The organism is Synechococcus sp. PROS-9-1, from assembly GCF_014279775.1.
GTDB lineage: Bacteria > Cyanobacteriota > Cyanobacteriia > PCC-6307 > Cyanobiaceae > Synechococcus_C.
The window spans coordinates 214292-233039 of the sequence record NZ_CP047961.1; the positions used below are offsets into that span (position 1 = coordinate 214292).

The following is an 18748-nucleotide window of genomic DNA, read 5'->3' on the forward strand; positions in this document are numbered from 1 at the left end:
TTACCAGTGTTTCTTTCGATTGTTTTTTCCGCTGCAGTGAGCTGGTGTCTCCTCCTGGTGCTGATTCCCTGCCTCCACCGTCGCCTGCTTGATCAACCCAATGAGCGAAGCTCTCATCGCCGGCCTACGCCCCGTGGAGGTGGGGTGGCCTTTGTCGTTGTCGCCTCTGTTGCCAGTGCTCTGGCGTTGTTAGTTAGCTCCGGCTCAACTTCGGCGCCTCTGCCCCTAGTTGCAGCACCCTTGTTAGCGCTGCCTCTGGCCCTGGTTGGTTTTCTCGACGATTGCCACAATCTTCCCGCTAGTTGGCGCTATGGCGTACAGCTTTCTAGTGCCGTGGTGGTCGTTCTGGCGAGCCCCCTGGTGGCTCCGTCCTTCGATTTACTGCCTCTATTGGTGATGTTGGTGATTGCTGTTACCGCGGTGATCAACTTCACCAACTTCATGGACGGTCTGGATGGCCTTGTGGCTGGTTGCGTTGCGGTGGCGATGACTGCAGCCGCCTTCCGGCTCACTACACCTTGGCCCATCTGGGCCCTGGTGGGCGCCTTGCTTGGGTTCCTGCTCTCGAACTGGAGCCCCGCAAAGGTGTTCATGGGTGATGTGGGCAGCACCTTTTTGGGAGCCGTGTTTGCCCTGCTAGTCCTGCAGTCGTCCACCTGGTCGGAAGCACTCGCTTTGCTTCTAGTGGCCACACCGCTTTTAGGCGACGCTTGCCTTTGTGTGCCGCGGCGACTGATGGCGGGGCAGCAAGTAATTAATGCCCATCGCCTGCATCTCTTCCAGCGCCTCCATCAGGCCGGTTGGCCCCATGCTCGCGTCTCCAGTCTTTACGTAGTAGCTACAGCTGTGCTCTCCATCGCACTCCTCTTGGGTGGTTTGCCTTGGGTGATAGCCCTTGCTGCCCTTGAGTTGTTGATCGGAATCTGGTTGGATCAACACGTGGCCGTTCCCTTTGCCGTGGCATCCCGTACTTGAAACCTAAGTTGTCGCGTTCATATTCCATCGGTGTAGCCGAGCGAGCTGTTCGCTTTCCGCCTAGAGCCCGCCGGCTGCTGTTGATCGGCATAGACGTTCTGTTGCTTCCCCTGGCGGTGTGGCTCAGCTTCTGGTTGCGGTTGGCCCATCCGCTCCTTCCAGGTTTTCAGGCTGCTGGCTTGTGGTTGCTACCAGCAGTGCTTCTGATCGGACTACCGCTATATGCCTTCACTGGGCAGTACAAAGGACTGACGCGTTACGTGGGCAGCACTGCCTTATATCGCCTTGCTGGACGCAATGGACTGCTGGTGCTCCTTCTGGCAGTAACCGGATTGATGCTGCGTTTTCCAATGCCTCCGCGCAGCAGCTGGATCCTGCTCTGGTTGTTGCTTACCGGTTTCACCGGGGCGGTGCGTTTTGCCCTGCGTGATCTTCTGTTGTCGTTGAGATCGATGGCGAACAAGCATATGGTGCGTGTTGCCATCTATGGAGCTGGGGAGGCTGGTGGCCAGCTTGCTGCTGCATTGCGCCTGGCTGGCAATCACCAGATCATTACCTTTCTCGATGATGCTCCGAGTCTCTGGCGGCGCACGATCAACGGCATTCCGATCCAGCCCCCCCTGGTGCTCAGCCAGATCCAGGATCAGCTTGATCAGGTGTTGTTGGCAATTCCCTCTAAGCCCCGCAGTGAACGACGCCGCATCGTGTCTGAATTGCAATGCCAGTCGATCCCGGTTTTGCAGATCCCCTCGGTTGATGACCTCATCTCCGGTCGAGCCCGCATCGATGCCCTGCGTCCCGTTGCAATTGAAGACCTGCTCGGACGTGATTCCTTGCCGCCAGTGCCTGACATGCTCGGGCCTGGTCTGCGAGATTCGGTGATCTGCGTCACCGGTGCCGGTGGCTCGATCGGTTCTGAGCTCTGCCGCCAGATGCTTTCCATGCGACCGGCTCGATTAATCTTACTGGAAATTAGCGAACCCTCACTCTATGTAGTCGAGCAAGAGTTGCTCGCGCTGCTGCCTGAAGGTGTGATCCTTCAGGCGGTGCTCGGAAGTGCTTTTAATCCTCAGTTTATGCAGCAACTTTTTGCTGATCAGGCTGTTGATTTTGTTTTTCATGCAGCAGCCTATAAACATGTGCCTTTAGTGGAGGCAAATCCCCTCGCGGGCTTGGCCAACAACGTTGTCTCAACTCGGGTAGTGTGCCGTGCTGCCTCTGCTGCCGGCGTTAGCAAGGTGGTGCTAATTTCTACCGATAAGGCTGTTCGCCCCACCAATGTGATGGGTGCCACAAAGCGTTTGGCAGAACTGGTGATGCAGGCTTTTTCGCAAGAGTCGAACAGCACCTGCTTCGCCATGGTGCGCTTCGGCAATGTGCTGGGATCCTCGGGATCGGTAGTGCCACTGTTCCGCCGCCAGATAGCGGCCGGTGGGCCAATTACCCTTACTCACCCGGAGATTATTCGCTACTTCATGACTATCCCCGAAGCCGCTCAGTTGGTCCTGCTGGCCTCGGGTTTTGCTAGCGGCGGTGAAGTATTCCTTCTCGATATGGGCGAACCGGTACGGATCAAGAATTTGGCTGAACAGATGGTGCGCCTCAGCGGTCTCTCCCTGCGTGATGCTCATAACCCCAGCGGTGACATCGAGATCGTCTGCACGGGCTTGCGGCCCGGCGAGAAGCTCTACGAGGAGCTGCTGATCGAAGCCGAGAGCGAAGCTACTGCCCATCCCTTGATCTACCGCGCCCAGGAAAGGGCCCTGCAGCCGGAATTCCTCTGGCCACGCCTCGATGCTCTCGAGGCTGCTATCACCGCCCAGAATGTGGAGGCTGCGCTTGCGTTGCTGGAGGAACTGGTGCCCGAGTGGCAGCGAGGAGATGGAGGGAAAGGCGTTGGTGTGGAGCCCGCTGCTAAGGAGGAGAACGATGCATAGGCTTCGTTGATGGCTGTAAGGGCCTAGAAGCGCTACCTGCGCATTCTCCTGCTGCCAGTGCTCAATGTCCGATGCTGAAGACGTATCTGTGCTGCTGATCCCAGTGAGGCCGTCTTGAGCGCCTTGGTCACGTTTCTGTTGTTGGCGCTTGCGATCGCCTGTTTCATCGGCGGTTGGCTAGCGCCTGAGCTGGTGGCCTTATTGGCTGCAGGCCTGTTTATGGCCACAGGGGTTCTCACTCCCAACGAGGCCTTGGCTGGATTTGGTAGCCCTGCCCTGATCACTTTGGTGGGCTTGTTTGTGCTCTCCAATGGCTTGCTGCACAGCGGCGCCTTGGATCGCTTGCGTGAATTGTTGGCATCGCCGAGGATCCGCAACCCCAGCCAGTTGATGGTGGTTTTTGGCTTTGTGGTGGCGCCGATTTCCGGGTTCATCCCCAATACCCCGATCGTGGCGATTTTGTTGCCGGTGGTGCAGGGCTGGTGTCAACGCCGCGGGATCAGCCCGTCGCGGGTGTTGATGCCGCTGTCGTTTGCGACTTTGATTGGCGGCACGATCACTTTGATTGGCACCACCACCAGCCTGCTCGCCAGTGACTTGGTCACCAGGCTGGGCTATGGCTCCTTTGAGCTGTTTTCTTTTACGGCCATCGGCATTCCGGTATGGCTGATCGGTGCCTGTTATCTCGTGATTGCCGGCCGTTTTCTCCCCGATCGCGGGGATCAAAACGACGACAATCTGCAGGCCTTGAGCCGTGATGGCTACCTCACGGAGGTGGTGATTCCGCAGCGCTCTCCGCTCTGTGAGGTCACCCTGCATGAGAGCAGGTTGCAGCGCCGCTTTGATGTGGATGTGCTCGATGTGCACCGGGATGGCCAACGGCTGCAGCCGCCCCTTGCCCAATTGCGTTTGCAAGCCGCCGATCGCTTGCTGTTGCGTTGCAGCCGCCAGGAGCTGTTGCGCTTGCAGCAAGACCGGATGGTGGATCTCGCCGGCACCCTTCTCGCCGAGGAGTTGCTCCACATCCGTCATGCCGAAGTGTTGGTGCCGGCTGGCTCGTTATTGGCTGGCGCCACGCTGCGTGAGCTGCGCTTTCGCCAGCGTTTTAATGCCACGGTGCTGGCTGTGAACCGGGCGAACAGCACCCTCCGTGATCGCTTGGGGCGAGTGGTTTTAAGAGAAGGAGACATGCTGCTGCTGCAGGCCCCCCTCGATGCCCTGCGAGGACTGCAGCAATCCAGTGATCTGGTGGTGCTCGATCAGCTCGACGACGATCTTCCCTCCACCCACCGCAAAGGCTTAGCGATCAGCGTGATGCTGGCGGTACTGCTGCTCGCAGGCTTCAAGGTGATGCCCCTGGTAGCAGCCGTGCTCGTGGGTGTGGGGGTGTTGGTGATCGGCAAATGCCTCGATGCTGGTACCGCCCTGCGCTCGATTCGTTGGGATCTCTATCTGCTGCTGGGTGGCCTTTACAGCTTCAGTGTGGCCATGCAGAAAACAGGGCTGGCTGATCAGGCGGCTTCAAGCTTGCTCACGCTCTTGCAGCACAGCTCTGCTTACGTGTCTTTATTGGTGATCTATGCGATCACCCTGGTGGCCACCGAACTGCTCAGCAATGCGGCTGCTGTGGCCCTGGTTTTACCGATCGCCGCTGCTGTCGCCACCGGCTTGGGGCAGCCGCCGATGTTGTTTGCCACAGCCGTGGTGTTTGCGGCCAGCCAGAGCTTCCTCTCGCCGATTGGCTATCAAACCAACCTGATGGTGTATGCCCCTGGTCGCTACCGCTTCCTTGATTTTTTCCGCTTTGGCTGGCCGCTCTCGCTGGCTTACACCCTGATGGTGCCGCTGCTGTTGCTCTGGTTTGCTTAAAGCTCCAGTAGTCCTGGCGGTGGGGTGAGCAGCAACCAGCCCTCCTCCAGCTGCACCTCGGGCACGATCGCCTCCACAAAGGGAACCAACACCGTTTTGCCGCTGTGAAGCTTGATCTCCAGCAGGTCATTGCCACCGCTGATCAGGTTGCTCACCGTGCCGATCGATTCATCATTGCCGGCCAAGCGTGCCTCGAGGCCCACCAGATCGAGCAGGTGGAACTCACCATCAGCGAGTTCGGGCCGGTCTTCTGCGGGCACCAGCACGGTGCAGCCCACGAGCGCTTCGGCGCTCATGCGGTTGCTTACGCCTTTCAAGCGCACCACATAGAGGCTTTTGCCTGGCAGTTGCCGGCCTTCGAGCAGCTCCACTTCTTTGACTGCTGATCCCTTGGCTTGCAGCCAGCGAGGCCCCGGTTCGGTGAAGCGTTCCGGGAAATCACTCGCCGGGTTCAGGCGTAGCTCGCCCCGCAATCCCTGAGCGCCCACGAGCTGCCCCACCGGTAGCCATTCGTCTGCGCTGTTCGGATCAGCTGAGCTAAGTGACGGAGTGGAAGTCATCATTCGATAATGCTCCTACGACTGCCCGTTTCTGTCATGGCCTCCGCCACTCCGATCCTGCCTGGTGCCACGGTCATCGTGGTGGACGCCCGTTCGATCTATGCCGGCTACACCGGGTTTGTGCAGCGCATCAGTGGCGATCGCGCCGCTGTGCTATTTGAAGGGGGCAACTGGGACAAGCTCGTGACAATGCGTCTGAGCGATCTCAGCGCCGCCTGATCTGGTGTCGTTGCGCCTGCGCTTACGGAAGATTGTTCTTGAGGCAGACACCCGGACCGGCCGTGTCTACAACCTGATCATTTTCGGCACGATTCTGCTCAGCGTGGCTGGATTGCTCGTTCAGCCCCATCCCTTGAGGCTGGCCGCGCCGGGGGAAGTGCCCAGCTGGGTCGGGCAACTCGAACATGGTTGTTTGTTGGTGTTCATCGCCGAATTCTTGCTGCACCTATGGGTGTCGCCCAGGCCGCGCAAATACTTGTTCAGCTTTTACGGCCTGATTGATGTTTCAGCCGTTCTGTTTTTTTTCGATCCCCAGATCAACATTGGTCTGTTTCTATGAATCTTAAAGTTTGGGCGGTTGCTGCGCGTGTTCAAGCTGCTGCGCTTCCTCGATGAAGCCCAGTTGCTGGGCAATGCCTTGAAGGCCAGTGCTCGCCGCATTGGCGTGTTTTTGTTTTTTGTGGTGCTGGCCCAGGTGGTGCTGGGCTACTTGATGGTGCTTGTGGAAAGCAGCCATCCAGAAACCCAGTTCCAAACGGTTGGCCAAGGGGTGTATTGGGCGATCGTCACGATGACCACCGTGGGTTACGGAGACATCGTTCCCCAAATCGTGCTCGGCCAATTACTGGCAGCGGTGGTGATGCTGCTGGGCTTTGGGATCATCGCCATTCCCACGGGGATCATCACCGTGGAAACGATGCAGCAGGTACGCCGCGGTGGCCGCAGCTGCCTGAGTTGTGGGGCGCAGAGCCATCGCTCGGAAGCGCTGCATTGCGATCAGTGCGGGGCGATCTTGCCGCCCCTATCGGCGTGAGGTGCGATGGAGCTCACCAGCCGAGTCCAGCACCGGTAGAAGAGCCGCACCCGCTTCGATGCTCTGATCGCGAAAAAGATCAGGGGTGAAACCTTCAGATGTCGAAGAGCGACCAGAGCATCACTTGGGTATCAAGCAGACAGCACATCAAAGCTTGAAAAGTTCGGAAATCTGCTGATCCACGGCCTCGCCAAACGCTTCATCCACTTGGGAGGCCTGAAGGGAAAGAGCAGAGAGACTTCCAGGATCCTTCAAGCCGGCAGCAGAAGCGCAGGGAACCAACTTCAGCTCAGCTTTGCCTTCAGGGGGGTTCTTGTTCAACTCTTTGCCTCAGCTGTTTTGAGTTTGAGAGCTAGATGGAACGCTTGCAAGTGTTGTTTGTTGCATCGCAGCTTTGGCCGCCTGCTGCTCCGCTTGGCGCCGCGATCCACCCCAGGCTTCTGCCCTTGGCTTGTTTTGGTCTTGGATGAACACCTGGCAATGAAAGCGCCGCGGATCGCCATGGCGTTGGCTGATTTCGCTGCAGACGTAGCTAGGTAGTCCCAGCCCCTGGGCTTGGGTCCATTCCTGCAATGCCGACTTGCTGTTTCCGCGGTGGGGATCGGCGAGCACCTCACGGCTGGTTTCGCGCCAGTAGGGCGTCAGCCAACTTTGTACCGGAGACACCTTGCCGCTGATCCGGTAGAGCGCACCGATCAGGGCTTCGCAGTGCTCGGCGCGGAGGGTGGCGCGTGCTGCTGTGTCACCGCTAGCTTTCGCTCCCAGCTTGATGAGCGCTTCGATGTCGATGTTGCTTCCCAGCTCCGCCAACCAGCGGTCGCTTACCAATTGGGCTCTCAGAGCAGAGCGCTCCCCCACAGGCATTTGGGGGTGTTCGGATTCGATGAAATCCGAAGCCGCGAGCCGCAGCACGGCATCACCAAGAAACTCCAGCTGTTCGTGATGGCGGGCAAGCCCGGTGGAGGTGTGGGTGAGCGCTTCATCGAGATGCGCCAACTGCTCCTGGCTCAGCTCTCCCTGTGTCGCAAGGCTCGAACCTGCAACCAGTTGCTGCCAGAGCGCTTGGAGTTGCTGTTCACGCTGGGGAGTAATCACAGCAACTAGGCCTGACGGAACATCAACAAAAAGGGTTGAAAGCAGGACATAAGCCGGGTTCTGTTCACCCTTCCAAGGAAGGGGGGTGATCATCTATCTGGGATCGCCGTTACCGACGACCTCGAGCGGCGCATACTGGCGGAACGGGGAAGATGGCCACCCGTCGTTCCTAGGCCTTGCTCCCAGCCGGGGTTTACCGAGCCAGCACCTCTCGATGCTGCTGGTGCGCTCTTACCGCACCTTTGCACCCTTGCCTGTGCCGGCAGAACCGGCCATCGGCGGTGTGTTTCTGTGGCACTCTCCTCACGGTCACCCGCACTGGGCGTTACCCAGCAAGCCTGGCCATCGGGGAGCCCGGACTTTCCTCAATCGATGACTCCAGCCCGAAGGCAACACCCATCGATTGCGATCACCTCGCCTACTTTCAACCCCCATAATGGCCTGTGAGGGGCTGTAGCTCAGCCGGATAGAGCGACGGTTTCCTAAACCGTAGGTCGTGGGTTCGAGTCCCGCCAGCCCCGTTGTTTAAGACTCCGTTTGCTGCACGGCTTTTAAAGGATGCGAAGGGCCAGACATTGGCTCAAGAAAGCGATGTTTTGTTAGGAATCGCTTCGCTGGATGAAGCGATTAGCTGAGCCAATGGCTTCATCCTGGATTTGGCAGCAACCGGACTAGCCCAAGTTCCGTTGGAAGAGCTCCGCTCTGGAGCCTCTGCTTGATGAGGGCCGCAGTGACCTGCAGAAGCTCTCAGGCTTCGGTCTGTTGATCCCTGGGAAGGATGGCAAACGGGAGATGTTTCAGAGCGGTTCGGCGCCCTCGCTGAGGATGGCCAGAAAGGCTTCGTAGGCAAAGAAGCGATTGCGTTGCCCACCGGTGATTTCCCGCGCAATGCCTAGTTTCACAAGGGCCTCAAGAGATTTGGAGGTGGTCGGAAAGCTCAGGTCACAGGCGGCACTGAGCTGACCGATGCTGTTCAGCGGCCGTCGGCAGAGGGCCGCAAATACCAGCCTCACACTGGGGCCTGAGCGACCCAAGCCGCTCAGGCAGCTCTCGTCAGCACGGAACAATGCCAGAAGTCGATGAGCGGTGGTTGCCGCGGCTGTCGCTGTGCTCTCTACTCCCTCTAGAAAGAAATCAATCCAGGCCTCCCAGTCGCCGTTCAGGCGCACACTATTGAGCAGCTCGTAGTAGCGGTTGCGGTGCTGCTTAAAGAACAAACTGAGATAAAGAAGAGGCTGCTGCAGAACCCCGGCATCGATCAGCATCAACACGATGAGTAGCCGGCCCAGGCGGCCGTTGCCGTCCAGGAAGGGGTGGATGGTTTCGAGCTGCACGTGCGCCAGGGCGGCCCGGACCAGCACAGGCAGGGCATGGGCCCCGTCAGTTGTGCCATGAATGAAGTGCTCCAGTTGGCCCATGCACGCCTCCACAAGTCCCGGGGGGGGGGGCACGAAGCTGGCGTTGCCGGGTCGGGTGCCACCGATCCAGTTCTGACTACGGCGGAACTCCCCAGGCAGCCGATCGGCTCCGCGGCCGCTGGCGAGCAGTAGTGCGTGGATCTCCCGCAGCAAGCGGGAGGAGAGGGGGAAGCCATCCCGCAGCCGTGCTAGTCCATGTTCCAGCCCCGCCACGTAGCTAGAGACCTCGACCACGTCGTCTAAGGGAGCGCCGGGGGCTTCCTCCAGTTCAAATAGCAGTAGGTCTGAGAGGGACGACTGGGTTCCCTCGATCTGGGAGGAAAGTAAAGCTTCACGCCGCACATAGGCGTAAAGAAAAAGCTCCGGATCCGGGAGCAGGGATGACACCCCATCAAGGCGCCCGCAAGACAGCAGCGCCCTTTCATGCAGCGCCTGCAGAGGACCTTCGAGCAGGACGGCTGGATCAGGCGGTAAGGGCGCCGGCACGTAGGCGCGAACGGTCTCACCAGCTGTGCTCGTGATCTCGTAGCGTCCCGCATCGTCGCGTTGCATGGCTTCTTTCTCGCGAACCTTAATAAGCTTGGGCCTTATTAAGGTTACAGGCGCTTCTCTTGAATATGGGCGCATGGGCCGTGGCCTGTGCAGGCCCTACGCCCAAGCCAAGTTCAATCTGCTCGGGGCGCACTCGAGAATGGTTGTTGCGCATAGCCGATCCTGGTCGAACCCGATCGACGTCATCGAGCAAAATTCCTAGCCAAGAGGGACTCAGCAATCCTCTGCAGCGGACGTTTAGGTGTTTGGCTAAGCAGACTGCAATCGCTTTCGGTTTGATTCCCTCAGAAACCCTTGCGCTCTAGGGCGTCTGTGAGGCGAGTGATCGCAGACGCCAGTTGCGCTTGGGGATCGGGTTTGGTTTCGGCAACGATCTCTTGCTTGCGTTTTGTGGCCTCGATTGATTTGACAATCGAGAAGCACACAAAGGCGATCACGAGGAAGTTGATGATCGCCACAATCACGCTGCCTGCTGGCCAGGAATTGATTGAGTCCACATTCGCTGCCTTGAGTGCCGGCTCAAGCGCATTGGTCATCAATAAGGTGACAACCGAGCCAACAACCTTGCCAAACGCGCCTGCAATCACAACGGCAATGGCGAGATCAACCACATTGCCTTTGTTGATAAAAGCTTTGAAGTCTGCAAATAAACCAGGCTTGCGAGTCATTGAAGGTTTCAACTGATTCCCATTGGATAGACATTCAGGCTGAGCGTTCCCCGCTCCTAGATACAAATTGATGGATTGCCTTGGATAGATATTGATGGGGGTAGCCAGATGCCAGACCCCCGATATCTTTGAGGGTGTGAACCCGGTTCCATGACCCAGCTTCACGAGCTTCGACTTCGGCTTTTGGTTCAGCAAGAAAGCGAGCGCATTGCTGCCAACCAGCCAACCGACCTTGACTTGTCTGTGGTGCAGGCGCGCTGCCTTTGCTGGCTCGCCCTTTTGGCGGAAGCCCATGAGGATCAGGCCAGCGACGCCGAGAATCGTGGAGACACCGAACAAGCGATGGGTTGGTTTGCCGATTCCATGCGTTTGCGCGATGCGCTCAATGTAGTGAGCTCGATCGAGATTCCACTGCCAGGGGCCGTGGACAGACATGGAGATCCTTTCGGCGATCAGCTTGGTGATCGGTCTGGGTTCGATCAGGATCCGCCGTTAGCGGCATGATCAGGTGCCATGATGGTTAATAACTGAGGGTCTGCTTTGCCTGAAGAGCCCTGTCAATGTCCGGACTGTCAACGCTTCTATCGAGAGCATGACCGTCTGATCAGAGAGTCACCAACCTTGCGTCAGCAGCAGGAGCTGAGTTGGGCGGCGCTTCAAGCCTTTAGAACCTTGTCTGGCCGCGTGCTCGAGGACCTTCAAAAACAACACGGCACTCCAGGCGCTGACGCCCAAACCCATGCCACTCCGATGGGTGGTGGAGAAGAGCCTGCTGATGCGACCCATCAAGCGATGGCTGATCTTGAAAACATCAACGCTCACTTATTTTCAATCGAAGCGTTGATGGAGCGCATCTTTGATGTTCGCGTGCCCGACGATATTGAACAGAAATTCAGGGAGCTGGCCGGTGAGCTAGCCCCAGACCCCCTCAATGCTGATCGCCTGCGTTTAAATCGCTTGCTGCACCAAACCCCTGATCTTCCTGATCGCAGCTGAACATTCTGAGATCAATTCCGCTCAAAAAAAGCCCTCGAGATCATCGCGAGGGCTTTTTTAATGCAAGGGCAATTGCCCTTCCACTAATCAGGCACGTCGCAGGTGATCTCTACGGGCATGGGCTCAACCTTCCAGATGTCACGGCAGTAGTCACGGATCGAGCGATCCGATGAAAAGAAGCCGCTTCTGGCGCTGTTCAACACCGACATCCGGTTCCAGTGATGGCGATCGGTCCAGGCCAGGCTCACCGCATCTTGAGCGCGCAAGTAATCGGCGAAATCAGCCATCACAAAGAACGGATCATTGCCCGTGAGGTTGTCTATCAGAGGACGGAACAGCTCACCATCCCCATTGCTGAAATGACCCATTTCCACCAAGCGGATGGCTTCAGCAAGCTCAGGAACAGACTCCACCACGTCCCAAGGCCTGTAACCGCTCTGCTTGAGGGCAGCAATTTCTTCCACGGTCTTGCCGAAGAGGAAGAAGTTTTCAGGTCCCACGTGCTCACGGATTTCCACGTTGGCACCATCGAGGGTGCCAATCGTGAGCGCTCCATTCATCGCGAACTTCATGTTGCCGGTGCCGGAGGCTTCCTTGCCGGCGGTGGAGATCTGTTCGGAAAGATCCGAGGCTGGATACACCTGTTCACCCAGCTTGACGTTGTAATCAGCCAGGAACACCACCCTTAGCCGTCCGTCCATATCCGGATCAGCGTTGATCGTTTCGGCGATGCCATTGATGAAGCGGATGATCAACTTGGCCATGTAATAGCCAGGTGCCGCCTTGCCTCCAAAGATCACCGTGCGCGGGGCCATGCCATCGGCCTGGCCGTTTTTGATCCTGAGGTATTGGGTGATCACCTGCAGCGCGTTGAGGTGTTGGCGTTTGTACTCATGGATGCGCTTCACCTGCACGTCAAACAGGCTGGATGGATCCACCAACACGCCCGTGTTGCGGTGGATGTAGGTCGACAGCTTGCGCTTCACGGAGAGCTTGGTGTCTTCCCAATGAGTGAGGAAGCCAGTGTCGTTCTTGCGATCCTCAAGCTTGCGCAGGAGCTCCATGTTGGTGACCCAGTCGGGGCCCACATGCTCATCAAGCAGGGCAGAGAGTCCTGGATTGGAGAGTGCAACCCAGCGCCTAGGGGTCACGCCATTCGTCACGTTGGTGAATTTTTCGGGCCAGAGCTCAGCGAATTCAGGCATCAGCTGCTCACGCACCAAGTCGGAGTGGAGCGCTGCCACACCATTCACGTGATGGGCGCCAATGGTGGCGAGGTGTGCCATCCGGATCGACTTACCCCCCTCCTCATCAATGATCGAGAGTTTGCGTTGAATCGCCTCGTTACCGGGGTAACGCAGGCGCACTTGCTGCAGGAAGCGGCGGTTGATTTCGTAAATCAGCTCAAGGTGCCTAGGCAACAGGCTTCCAAACAGGTTGAGATCCCATTTTTCGAGGGCCTCGGGAAGCAGGGTGTGGTTGGTGTAAGCCACGGAACGGCGGGTGATGTCCCACGCCTTATCCCATTCCATGTGACGATCATCGATCAGCAGACGCATCAGTTCTGCCACAGCGATGGCGGGGTGGGTGTCGTTGAGCTGAACGGTCCAGTACTCAGGGAAGTCGTCAACGGATAGCCCACGGTTATCGAGGCTGCGCAACATGTCCTGAAGGGAGCAGCTCACAAAGAAGTGCTGCTGTTTCAGGCGTAGGCGCCGGCCTTCATCGGTGCCGTCGTTCGGGTAAAGCACCTTGGAGAGGGTTTCGCTGCCCACCTTCTCTTCCACTGCGCCGTAGTAATCGCCGATGTTGAAGGCATAGAAATCAAAGCTTTCCGTGGCATCGGCGCGCCATAGACGCAGGCGATCGCAGGTGTTCACGCGGTAGCCGAGAACGGGGACATCGTGGGGCACGCCAATGGCGTGATCCGACGGGATCCAGCGCGAGCGGTAGTTGGCTTTGTCGTCTAAGTAGCTCTCAGTGCGCCCGCCAAAACCCACAAAGCAGGCCTGATCGGGTTGGGGCAGTTCCCAGGGCCAACCACCCTTCAGCCACTTGTCGGTGACCTCCACCTGCCAGCCATCGCGGATCAGCTGATCAAAAATTCCAAATTCGTAGCGGATGCCATAGCCCGTGGCAGGGATTTGCAGGCTCGCGAGCGACTCCATATAGCAAGCAGCTAGGCGCCCCAGGCCGCCATTGCCGAGGCCTGGCTCTTCTTCCACTTCGATGATCTGCTGCAGGGATTCAATCCCGAAGCGTTTCACGGCTTCTTCTGCTTCGTTTTGGATTCCCAGATTGAGCAGGTTGTTGGCCAGTTGCGGTCCAATCAGAAATTCCGCAGATAGATAGGCCACCGTTTTTTGCGGTCGTTCCCGAATCGCCTCCAAGCTGGCCAAGTAGCGGGTCATCAGCCGATCGCGCACGGCATAGCTCAGGGCCATGTAGAGGTCATGGCGGCTAGCGGATGGTGCAAGCTTGCCCAGCGTGAAAAACAGGTGCTCTGTCATGCCGTCGAACACGGCATCAGCATCCAATCCGGCTCGTTCTGGGTCGGCGTAGCAACCAGGAGTTGGAAGGCGAAGATCGAGGGGTTCGGAGCTGCTCATGGAGGGGGAAATATGGCGTTTGCGTTTTGTGTTCGATTAAGTGTGGTGGTATCGAGCCAAGAAAGCTTGAAACAGTGCAGGAACTGTGACCGAGGCGTCCTTTTTGTTGCCATCAGCAAGCACAGGTTCCCAATGCGCGGCCGCTGACCGTGTTTGCCCTTAAGGTCCCGCTGAGAAAACATGCCGATTCCGATGCTCGCTGCTGCGATGCCGCCCCTTCTCACGCCGCTTCTGGCTGAACTGTCAGCCCACGATCTCGAGATGGCGGGCACCTTGATTGGGGTTGGTCGATTCATGCTGATCTTCGTGGCGGCGCGAGCGCTGGCCGAGGTTTTGGTGCGCCTTCAGCTCCCGACAATTTTGGGAGAACTGCTTGCAGGTGTGTTGATCGGCGCCTCTGGTCTGCATCTATTGGTGCCACCAGAAACCCAAGTGGAGCTGAGCAATGGCTTAATCACCCTGCTGAGCTCTCTGGGCAATGTGCCGCCCGAATCGGTCACGGAGCTCTACAACGAGAGCTTCCCAGCCTTGGAGGCTGTGGCGCAGCTTGGTCTGTTTGCTTTGCTCTTCCTTACCGGTTTGGAGAGTGAGCTTGATGAGCTGATCGCCGTGGGCACGCAAGCCTTCACCGTGGCTGTAGCCGGTGTGGTGTTGCCTTTTGCCCTGGGCACCTGGGGGCTGATGGCCATCTTCCATGTGGGCGCGATCCCAGCAATCTTTGCGGGCGCCTCGATGACCGCCACCAGCATTGGCATTACCGCCAGTGTGTTCGGAGAACTTGGATATTTGAAAACCCGCGAGGGGCAGATCGTGATCGGTGCGGCCGTTCTCGATGACATCCTCGGCATCGTGATCTTGGCCGTGGTGATTGCCTTGGCCTCGGGCGGAAGCCTGGACATTGGTCCGATCCTGAAGCTCGTCGCGGCCGCCGCTGTGTTTGTTGTGGCGGCGATTGGCTTGAGCCGCTCGGCAGCCCCCGCTTTCGACTGGCTGATCGACAAACTCAAGGCACCGGGTGAGGTGCTGGTGGCCTCCTTCGTGATCCTCGCGTTGAGCTGCTTTACAGCTACCGCGATTGGTCTGGAGGCCGCCCTTGGCGCCTTCGCGGCTGGCCTGATTCTCAGCAGCTCGAAGCACAATCACGCCATTCAGCAGGCCGTCCTGCCGATCGTGACCCTATTTGCCACGATCTTCTTTGTGCTGGTGGGTGCTGGCATGGATCTGTCGGTGATCAATCCTTCCGATCCCGCCAGCCGTACCGCTTTGATCATCGCGGCCTTCCTGTTTGTGGTGGCGGTGATTGGCAAGATTGCTGCGGGCTGGGCCTTTGTGAGCAAGCAACCCACACGCCGTCTTGTGGTTGGGCTTGGAATGATGCCGCGCGGGGAAGTCGGTTTGATTTTCCTCGGTCTTGGCACCAGCGCAAAGCTTTTGTCTCCGTCGCTCGAGGCGGCCATCCTGTTGATGGTGATCGGCACCACCTTCCTGGCTCCGGTGTTGCTCAGGTTGGTGATTGGTGGCGATAAGCCTGACGACGACGACAAGGTGGATGGCGAGGTGGCGGCTGATCCCGTTGGTTTGATCTAGTCCCCTTGGCCGCGAGCGACCATGAGAAACAAACTCCAGCCAATGGTGATTAAGGCCAGGCTGGAGGCCCAGCCTGGTCCGAGTGCCCAGGCCAAGATGAGTTGGGTGATCACACCCACAGCAAGGGCGAGCAGAAGACTGCTGATCACCAGCGCGGCCTGACGCCAGGCTCCAGTGAGGGGGCTGTCCTCCAGGCTTGCCTCCAGTCTTTGCAGGGGGCCACTAAGCGGCAGGTAGAGGGCAAGCGCCCAAAACAGGCCTCCGCTGAGCGTGCTGCTTTGCAGCAGGGGCCCCATCTCGTAAGTGTCCATCGTTGGCAAGTGCCCGGCTCTGCGGAGGAATGAACAGGATGCCTAGCATCGCTGCCCGACGAACAGAGAGTGGTGGGCGAGACCTGGTGGCAGTTTGAAAACCATGCGGTGCATGGTCTTTGCCAGATGCCTGATCAGCCTGAGGCCGCGGCTCAGGCCAAAACGCGACCAGCGCTGTTGCTTGTGCATGGTTTTGGCGCTTCTACCGACCATTGGCGCCACAACATCCCCGTGCTGGCAAGCGAATACGAAGTGCATGCGCTCGATCTCCTTGGCTTCGGCCGCAGCGCCAAACCAGCAGGGCTCACCTACGGCGGTGCGCTGTGGCGCGATCAATTGGTGGCCTACGTCCAGGAACGGATCGGTCGCCCCACCGTGATCGTTGGAAATTCGCTCGGCGGATTTGCTGCCCTGGCAGCTGGTGCCGCTTTAAAGGACCAATCAGCGGGCGTGGTGCTGCTCAACGCGGCAGGGCCCTTCAGTGATGAACAGCGCGCGACGCCGAGTGGCTGGGGCACGATCGCTCGCCGCACGATCGCTTCAGCCCTGCTCAAAAGCCCTGTGTTGCAACGGGTTTTGTTTGAGAATTTGCGCCGGCGGTCCACGATTCGGCGCACCCTCAATCAGGTGTATGTCGATCGCACCAACGTGGACGCCGCCCTTGTGGAATCGATTCGCCTGCCGTCGCTTGATCCAGGGGCTTTTGGCGTGTTTCGCACCGTGTTCGATATTCCCAGCGGTCAACCCCTGGATGAATTGTTTGACCAGTTGCAATCACCCCTGTTCCTGCTTTGGGGGATCCGCGATCCCTGGATCAATGCCCCTGGACGTCGTGCCAGCTTTCAACGCCACGCCCCGGAAAACACCCATGAAGTGGTGTTAGAAGCCGGTCATTGCCCCCATGACGAGGTTCCTGATCAGGTGAACAGCGCCTTGCTCGATTGGCTTGGTTCCCTGGAAAACCAACCAAAACACTCCAACTGAATTGAGCTCGATGGCTGCGCGGATGACACGCCCTTAGTCACACTGAAGAAGCTCCGGGTTTCATGGCCATGACCCTTCGTCAACTGTCAACGCCGTATGCCCATTGGGAATACGTCCATCCCCAAAGTGGTGATCGCTTGCGGGTTGTGCCCGAGCGCGGCGGCATTGTCACCGAATGGCTCTGCAACGGGCGAGAGATTCTTTATTTCGACCAGACGCGTTATGCCGACCCAACGCAGAGCATCCGTGGTGGGATCCCTGTGTTGTTCCCCATCTGCGGCAACCTTCCCGGTGACCGGCTTCCCTTAAAGAGCGGAGAGGCCACTCTTAAGCAGCATGGTTTTGCTCGCGGCATGCCCTGGCAGCTGGAGTTGCTCGATGACCAGAGCGGCGTGAGTTTGTCCTTTACCGAGTCGGATGAGACCTTTGCGGACTATCCGTTCCGCTTTCGTGTGGAGATGGCGGTGCGTCCTGTGAATGATGCGATTGAGATCACCACCACGATTGCGAATACCAATAAAGACGGCGAGCCGATGCCCTTCAGTTTCGGCCTCCATCCCTATTTCAATGTGACCGATCTCAGTCGCACGAGCCTCGAGGGTTTGTCGCCCCAATGCCTCAACCACCTTGTGATGGCAGAGGCTGAAACCGCAGGCCAACTGAGCCGATTGCCCGAGGGGGTGGACTTTCTCACCCGTCCGGCTGGACCGGTCACCCTGGTGGATGAGGCTGCGGGGTTGCGTTTGCAGCTTCAACATCAAGCGCCCATGGATCTCACAGTGGTCTGGACCGAGCCTCCTCGCCCGATGGTCTGCCTCGAGCCCTGGACGGGCCCTCGTCAGTCTCTGATTAGTGGGGACGGCAAGCTAGAGCTCGCGCCTGGCAAGAGCCTCCAGCTCAGCTGCCGCTATGCCGTGAGTTGAGAGGCGCTGCCACCCCAGGCAGCCGTCCTCTCGAGAGCTGATCTTTCGGGTCAAATTGACGCTTTACGGCTTCAATCAGGGGACGGGATGGTGCATCCAGCCAGGCCGGTAGAGCCCCTGGCTCGGCTCCAGGTTGGATCAGAACGCTGAGTTGCCCCCCTAACGCGATCACCCGTCTTCTTAGTGCTTCGATCAGGTACTCCGGTGTGGGAGAACCGCTGGGTTGCCAGGCCTCGCCGCTACCGGCTCCAGCGGCGAGCTGCCAATGCCAGCCCTTAAGAGCCGTGCATTCTCGCGAGCTGAATACGTTCTGGAGCTGGGCGGGTGGTAGGCAGAGGCGCAGCAGCCAGGCTGGATCTTTATTTGTGGCAGATCCTTCAGGGATAGTGTTCTCCCACGGCATGGGTTCTGGGGTTAGCCCCTGCTTTGCGGCGAGTGTCTCGAGCCGGTTGAGCTGGTCGACAACCGCACTATCACTGATGCTGGCCACGCCCATCAGGATTCTTGGTCCCTGGTCCGGGCGGAGCTCCCAATCGATCCACTCGGGTGTGAAGCTGCTGCCCACCACCTCGGCTCGGAAGGCTTCCAGCTGGCTTAAGTCGCCTTCCAGAACCAGTTGACCGCGTGGTTCACGAATCGGTTGCACGCGCAAGGTGAGCCCGCTGATCAGGGCGAGGCTGCCCCAGCTGCCGCAGAGCAGGCGCATCAGGTCATAGCCCGCCACATTTTTCACCACTCGGCCGCCGGCACGGGCGCTCACCCCATCGCTGCGGATCAAGCTGATGCCAATGATCTGGTCGCGCACGCCTAAGTGACGTTGTCGCAGGCCTCCAGACAACCCCCTCGCCACGAGCCCACCGATCGAGCCCGCCGATGTAGGTGAGGCCATGCTGCTGCCCCAGGGCCAGTTGAGCGGAAGCCATTGCTGATGCTCTGCCAGGGCTGTCTGGAGGTCGGCCAGGGGCATGCCCGCATTCACGGTGATCGTGAGGTCATCCACCGCATGGTCAACGATCCCGGACAGGTGGCGCATGCTCAGTACTGGCCCCGAATCTGCGCAGAGAGGAGGACCCCAGTGCAGACGGCTACCCATGCCGGAAGGCACCCAAGGTTGTCCCTTGGCATGCATGTCGGCGATGAGTTGGCCAAGCTCCTCAACAGAATTGGGTGCTAGTACCGCTGTGGAAGACAACCCTTGTTCAGGCACGTGAGCGAACAGGCCAGATCAGTA

Annotated in this window: 17 protein-coding genes, 1 tRNA gene, 1 other RNA gene and 1 pseudogene; 11 read left to right on the forward strand and 9 right to left on the reverse strand. The window is 58.7% G+C overall.

Going from position 1 to position 18748, the window contains the following annotated elements:
- The first annotated feature begins 6 nt into the window (after positions 1–6).
- From SynPROS91_RS00985 to SynPROS91_RS00995, 3 genes are all read left to right on the forward strand, one after another.
- The gene (locus SynPROS91_RS00985; protein WP_370586777.1) at positions 7–975 is read left to right on the forward strand and encodes a glycosyl transferase; all 969 of its coding nucleotides are present in this window, start codon (positions 7–9) and stop codon (positions 973–975) included.
- 8 nt (positions 976–983) lie between these two features.
- Entirely contained in the window at positions 984–2912 is a 1929-nt protein-coding gene (locus SynPROS91_RS00990; RefSeq protein ID WP_255439851.1) for a nucleoside-diphosphate sugar epimerase/dehydratase, read from the forward strand.
- A gap of 114 nt (positions 2913–3026) precedes the next feature.
- A complete protein-coding gene (locus SynPROS91_RS00995) occupies positions 3027–4781 on the forward strand; it encodes an SLC13 family permease (protein WP_186517646.1) in 1755 nt (584 codons plus the stop codon).
- Here SynPROS91_RS00995 and rimM read toward each other — a convergent pair.
- On the reverse strand, positions 4778–5341 hold the full coding sequence (gene rimM, locus SynPROS91_RS01000; protein ID WP_186519276.1) for a ribosome maturation factor RimM: 564 nt from the start codon (positions 5339–5341) through the stop codon (positions 4778–4780). The two genes, SynPROS91_RS00995 and rimM, sit on opposite strands and share 4 nt — an antisense overlap.
- 36 nt (positions 5342–5377) lie before the next feature.
- Here rimM and SynPROS91_RS01005 point away from each other — a divergent pair, with 36 nt between their 5' ends.
- Together SynPROS91_RS01005 and SynPROS91_RS01010 are read left to right on the forward strand one after the other, a co-directional pair.
- A complete protein-coding gene (locus SynPROS91_RS01005; RefSeq protein ID WP_186517655.1) occupies positions 5378–5560 on the forward strand; it encodes an NAD(P)H dehydrogenase subunit NdhS in 183 nt (60 codons plus the stop codon).
- Positions 5561–5564: 4 nt separating this feature from the next.
- A pseudogene (locus SynPROS91_RS01010) lies at positions 5565–6374 on the forward strand (ion transporter).
- A gap of 147 nt (positions 6375–6521) precedes the next feature.
- On the opposite strand, the gene SynPROS91_RS01015 reads toward SynPROS91_RS01010, so the two are convergent.
- From SynPROS91_RS01015 to rnpB, 3 genes are all read right to left on the reverse strand, one after another.
- The gene (locus SynPROS91_RS01015; RefSeq protein WP_186517657.1) at positions 6522–6695 is read right to left on the reverse strand and encodes a hypothetical protein; all 174 of its coding nucleotides are present in this window, start codon (positions 6693–6695) and stop codon (positions 6522–6524) included.
- Between the two features lie 9 nt (positions 6696–6704).
- On the reverse strand, positions 6705–7469 hold the full coding sequence (gene rnc / locus SynPROS91_RS01020; protein ID WP_186517659.1) for a ribonuclease III: 765 nt from the start codon (positions 7467–7469) through the stop codon (positions 6705–6707).
- 33 nt (positions 7470–7502) lie between these two features.
- An RNA gene (gene rnpB / locus SynPROS91_RS01025) (RNase P RNA component class A) lies at positions 7503–7895 on the reverse strand.
- A 21-nt stretch (positions 7896–7916) separates the two neighbouring features.
- Between rnpB and SynPROS91_RS01030 the strand changes: the two genes are divergently transcribed.
- Positions 7917–7990: transfer RNA gene (locus tag SynPROS91_RS01030), tRNA-Arg, on the forward strand.
- Between the two features lie 276 nt (positions 7991–8266).
- Here SynPROS91_RS01030 and SynPROS91_RS01035 read toward each other — a convergent pair.
- Together SynPROS91_RS01035 and mscL are read right to left on the reverse strand one after the other, a co-directional pair.
- On the reverse strand, positions 8267–9439 hold the full coding sequence (locus tag SynPROS91_RS01035; RefSeq protein ID WP_186517661.1) for a Fic family protein: 1173 nt from the start codon (positions 9437–9439) through the stop codon (positions 8267–8269).
- 284 nt (positions 9440–9723) lie between these two features.
- Positions 9724–10107 (reverse strand): large conductance mechanosensitive channel protein MscL, encoded by a 384-nt coding sequence (mscL, locus tag SynPROS91_RS01040; RefSeq protein ID WP_186517663.1) that lies wholly within the window; start codon positions 10105–10107, stop codon positions 9724–9726.
- 150 nt (positions 10108–10257) lie between these two features.
- Here mscL and SynPROS91_RS01045 point away from each other — a divergent pair, with 150 nt between their 5' ends.
- Positions 10258–10611, forward strand: coding sequence for a hypothetical protein (locus SynPROS91_RS01045; RefSeq protein ID WP_186517664.1), 354 nt, complete (start codon positions 10258–10260; stop codon positions 10609–10611).
- Positions 10612–10647: 36 nt separating this feature from the next.
- On the forward strand, positions 10648–11103 hold the full coding sequence (locus SynPROS91_RS01050; RefSeq protein ID WP_186517666.1) for a hypothetical protein: 456 nt from the start codon (positions 10648–10650) through the stop codon (positions 11101–11103).
- An 83-nt stretch (positions 11104–11186) separates the two neighbouring features.
- On the opposite strand, the gene SynPROS91_RS01055 is transcribed toward SynPROS91_RS01050, so the two are convergent.
- A complete protein-coding gene (locus tag SynPROS91_RS01055) occupies positions 11187–13712 on the reverse strand; it encodes a glycogen/starch/alpha-glucan phosphorylase (protein WP_186517668.1) in 2526 nt (841 codons plus the stop codon).
- 192 nt (positions 13713–13904) lie between these two features.
- Here SynPROS91_RS01055 and SynPROS91_RS01060 point away from each other — a divergent pair, with 192 nt between their 5' ends.
- A complete protein-coding gene (locus SynPROS91_RS01060) occupies positions 13905–15299 on the forward strand; it encodes a cation:proton antiporter (RefSeq protein WP_186519278.1) in 1395 nt (464 codons plus the stop codon).
- Here SynPROS91_RS01060 and SynPROS91_RS01065 read toward each other — a convergent pair.
- Positions 15296–15610, reverse strand: a complete 315-nt coding sequence (locus tag SynPROS91_RS01065; protein ID WP_186517670.1) for a hypothetical protein — start codon at positions 15608–15610, stop codon at positions 15296–15298. The two genes, SynPROS91_RS01060 and SynPROS91_RS01065, sit on opposite strands and share 4 nt — an antisense overlap.
- A 126-nt stretch (positions 15611–15736) precedes the next feature.
- Between SynPROS91_RS01065 and SynPROS91_RS01070 the strand changes: the two genes are divergently transcribed.
- Both SynPROS91_RS01070 and SynPROS91_RS01075 read left to right on the forward strand, forming a co-directional pair.
- Positions 15737–16594: an alpha/beta fold hydrolase gene (locus tag SynPROS91_RS01070; protein ID WP_255439968.1), complete on the forward strand. Its 858-nt coding sequence runs from the start codon at positions 15737–15739 to the stop codon at positions 16592–16594.
- A 62-nt stretch (positions 16595–16656) separates the two neighbouring features.
- A complete protein-coding gene (locus SynPROS91_RS01075) occupies positions 16657–17517 on the forward strand; it encodes a galactose mutarotase (RefSeq protein WP_186517674.1) in 861 nt (286 codons plus the stop codon).
- On the opposite strand, the gene SynPROS91_RS01080 is transcribed toward SynPROS91_RS01075, so the two are convergent.
- Positions 17492–18709 (reverse strand): FAD-binding oxidoreductase, encoded by a 1218-nt coding sequence (locus SynPROS91_RS01080; protein ID WP_186517675.1) that lies wholly within the window; start codon positions 18707–18709, stop codon positions 17492–17494. The two genes, SynPROS91_RS01075 and SynPROS91_RS01080, sit on opposite strands and share 26 nt — an antisense overlap.
- Positions 18710–18748 lie beyond the last annotated feature (39 nt).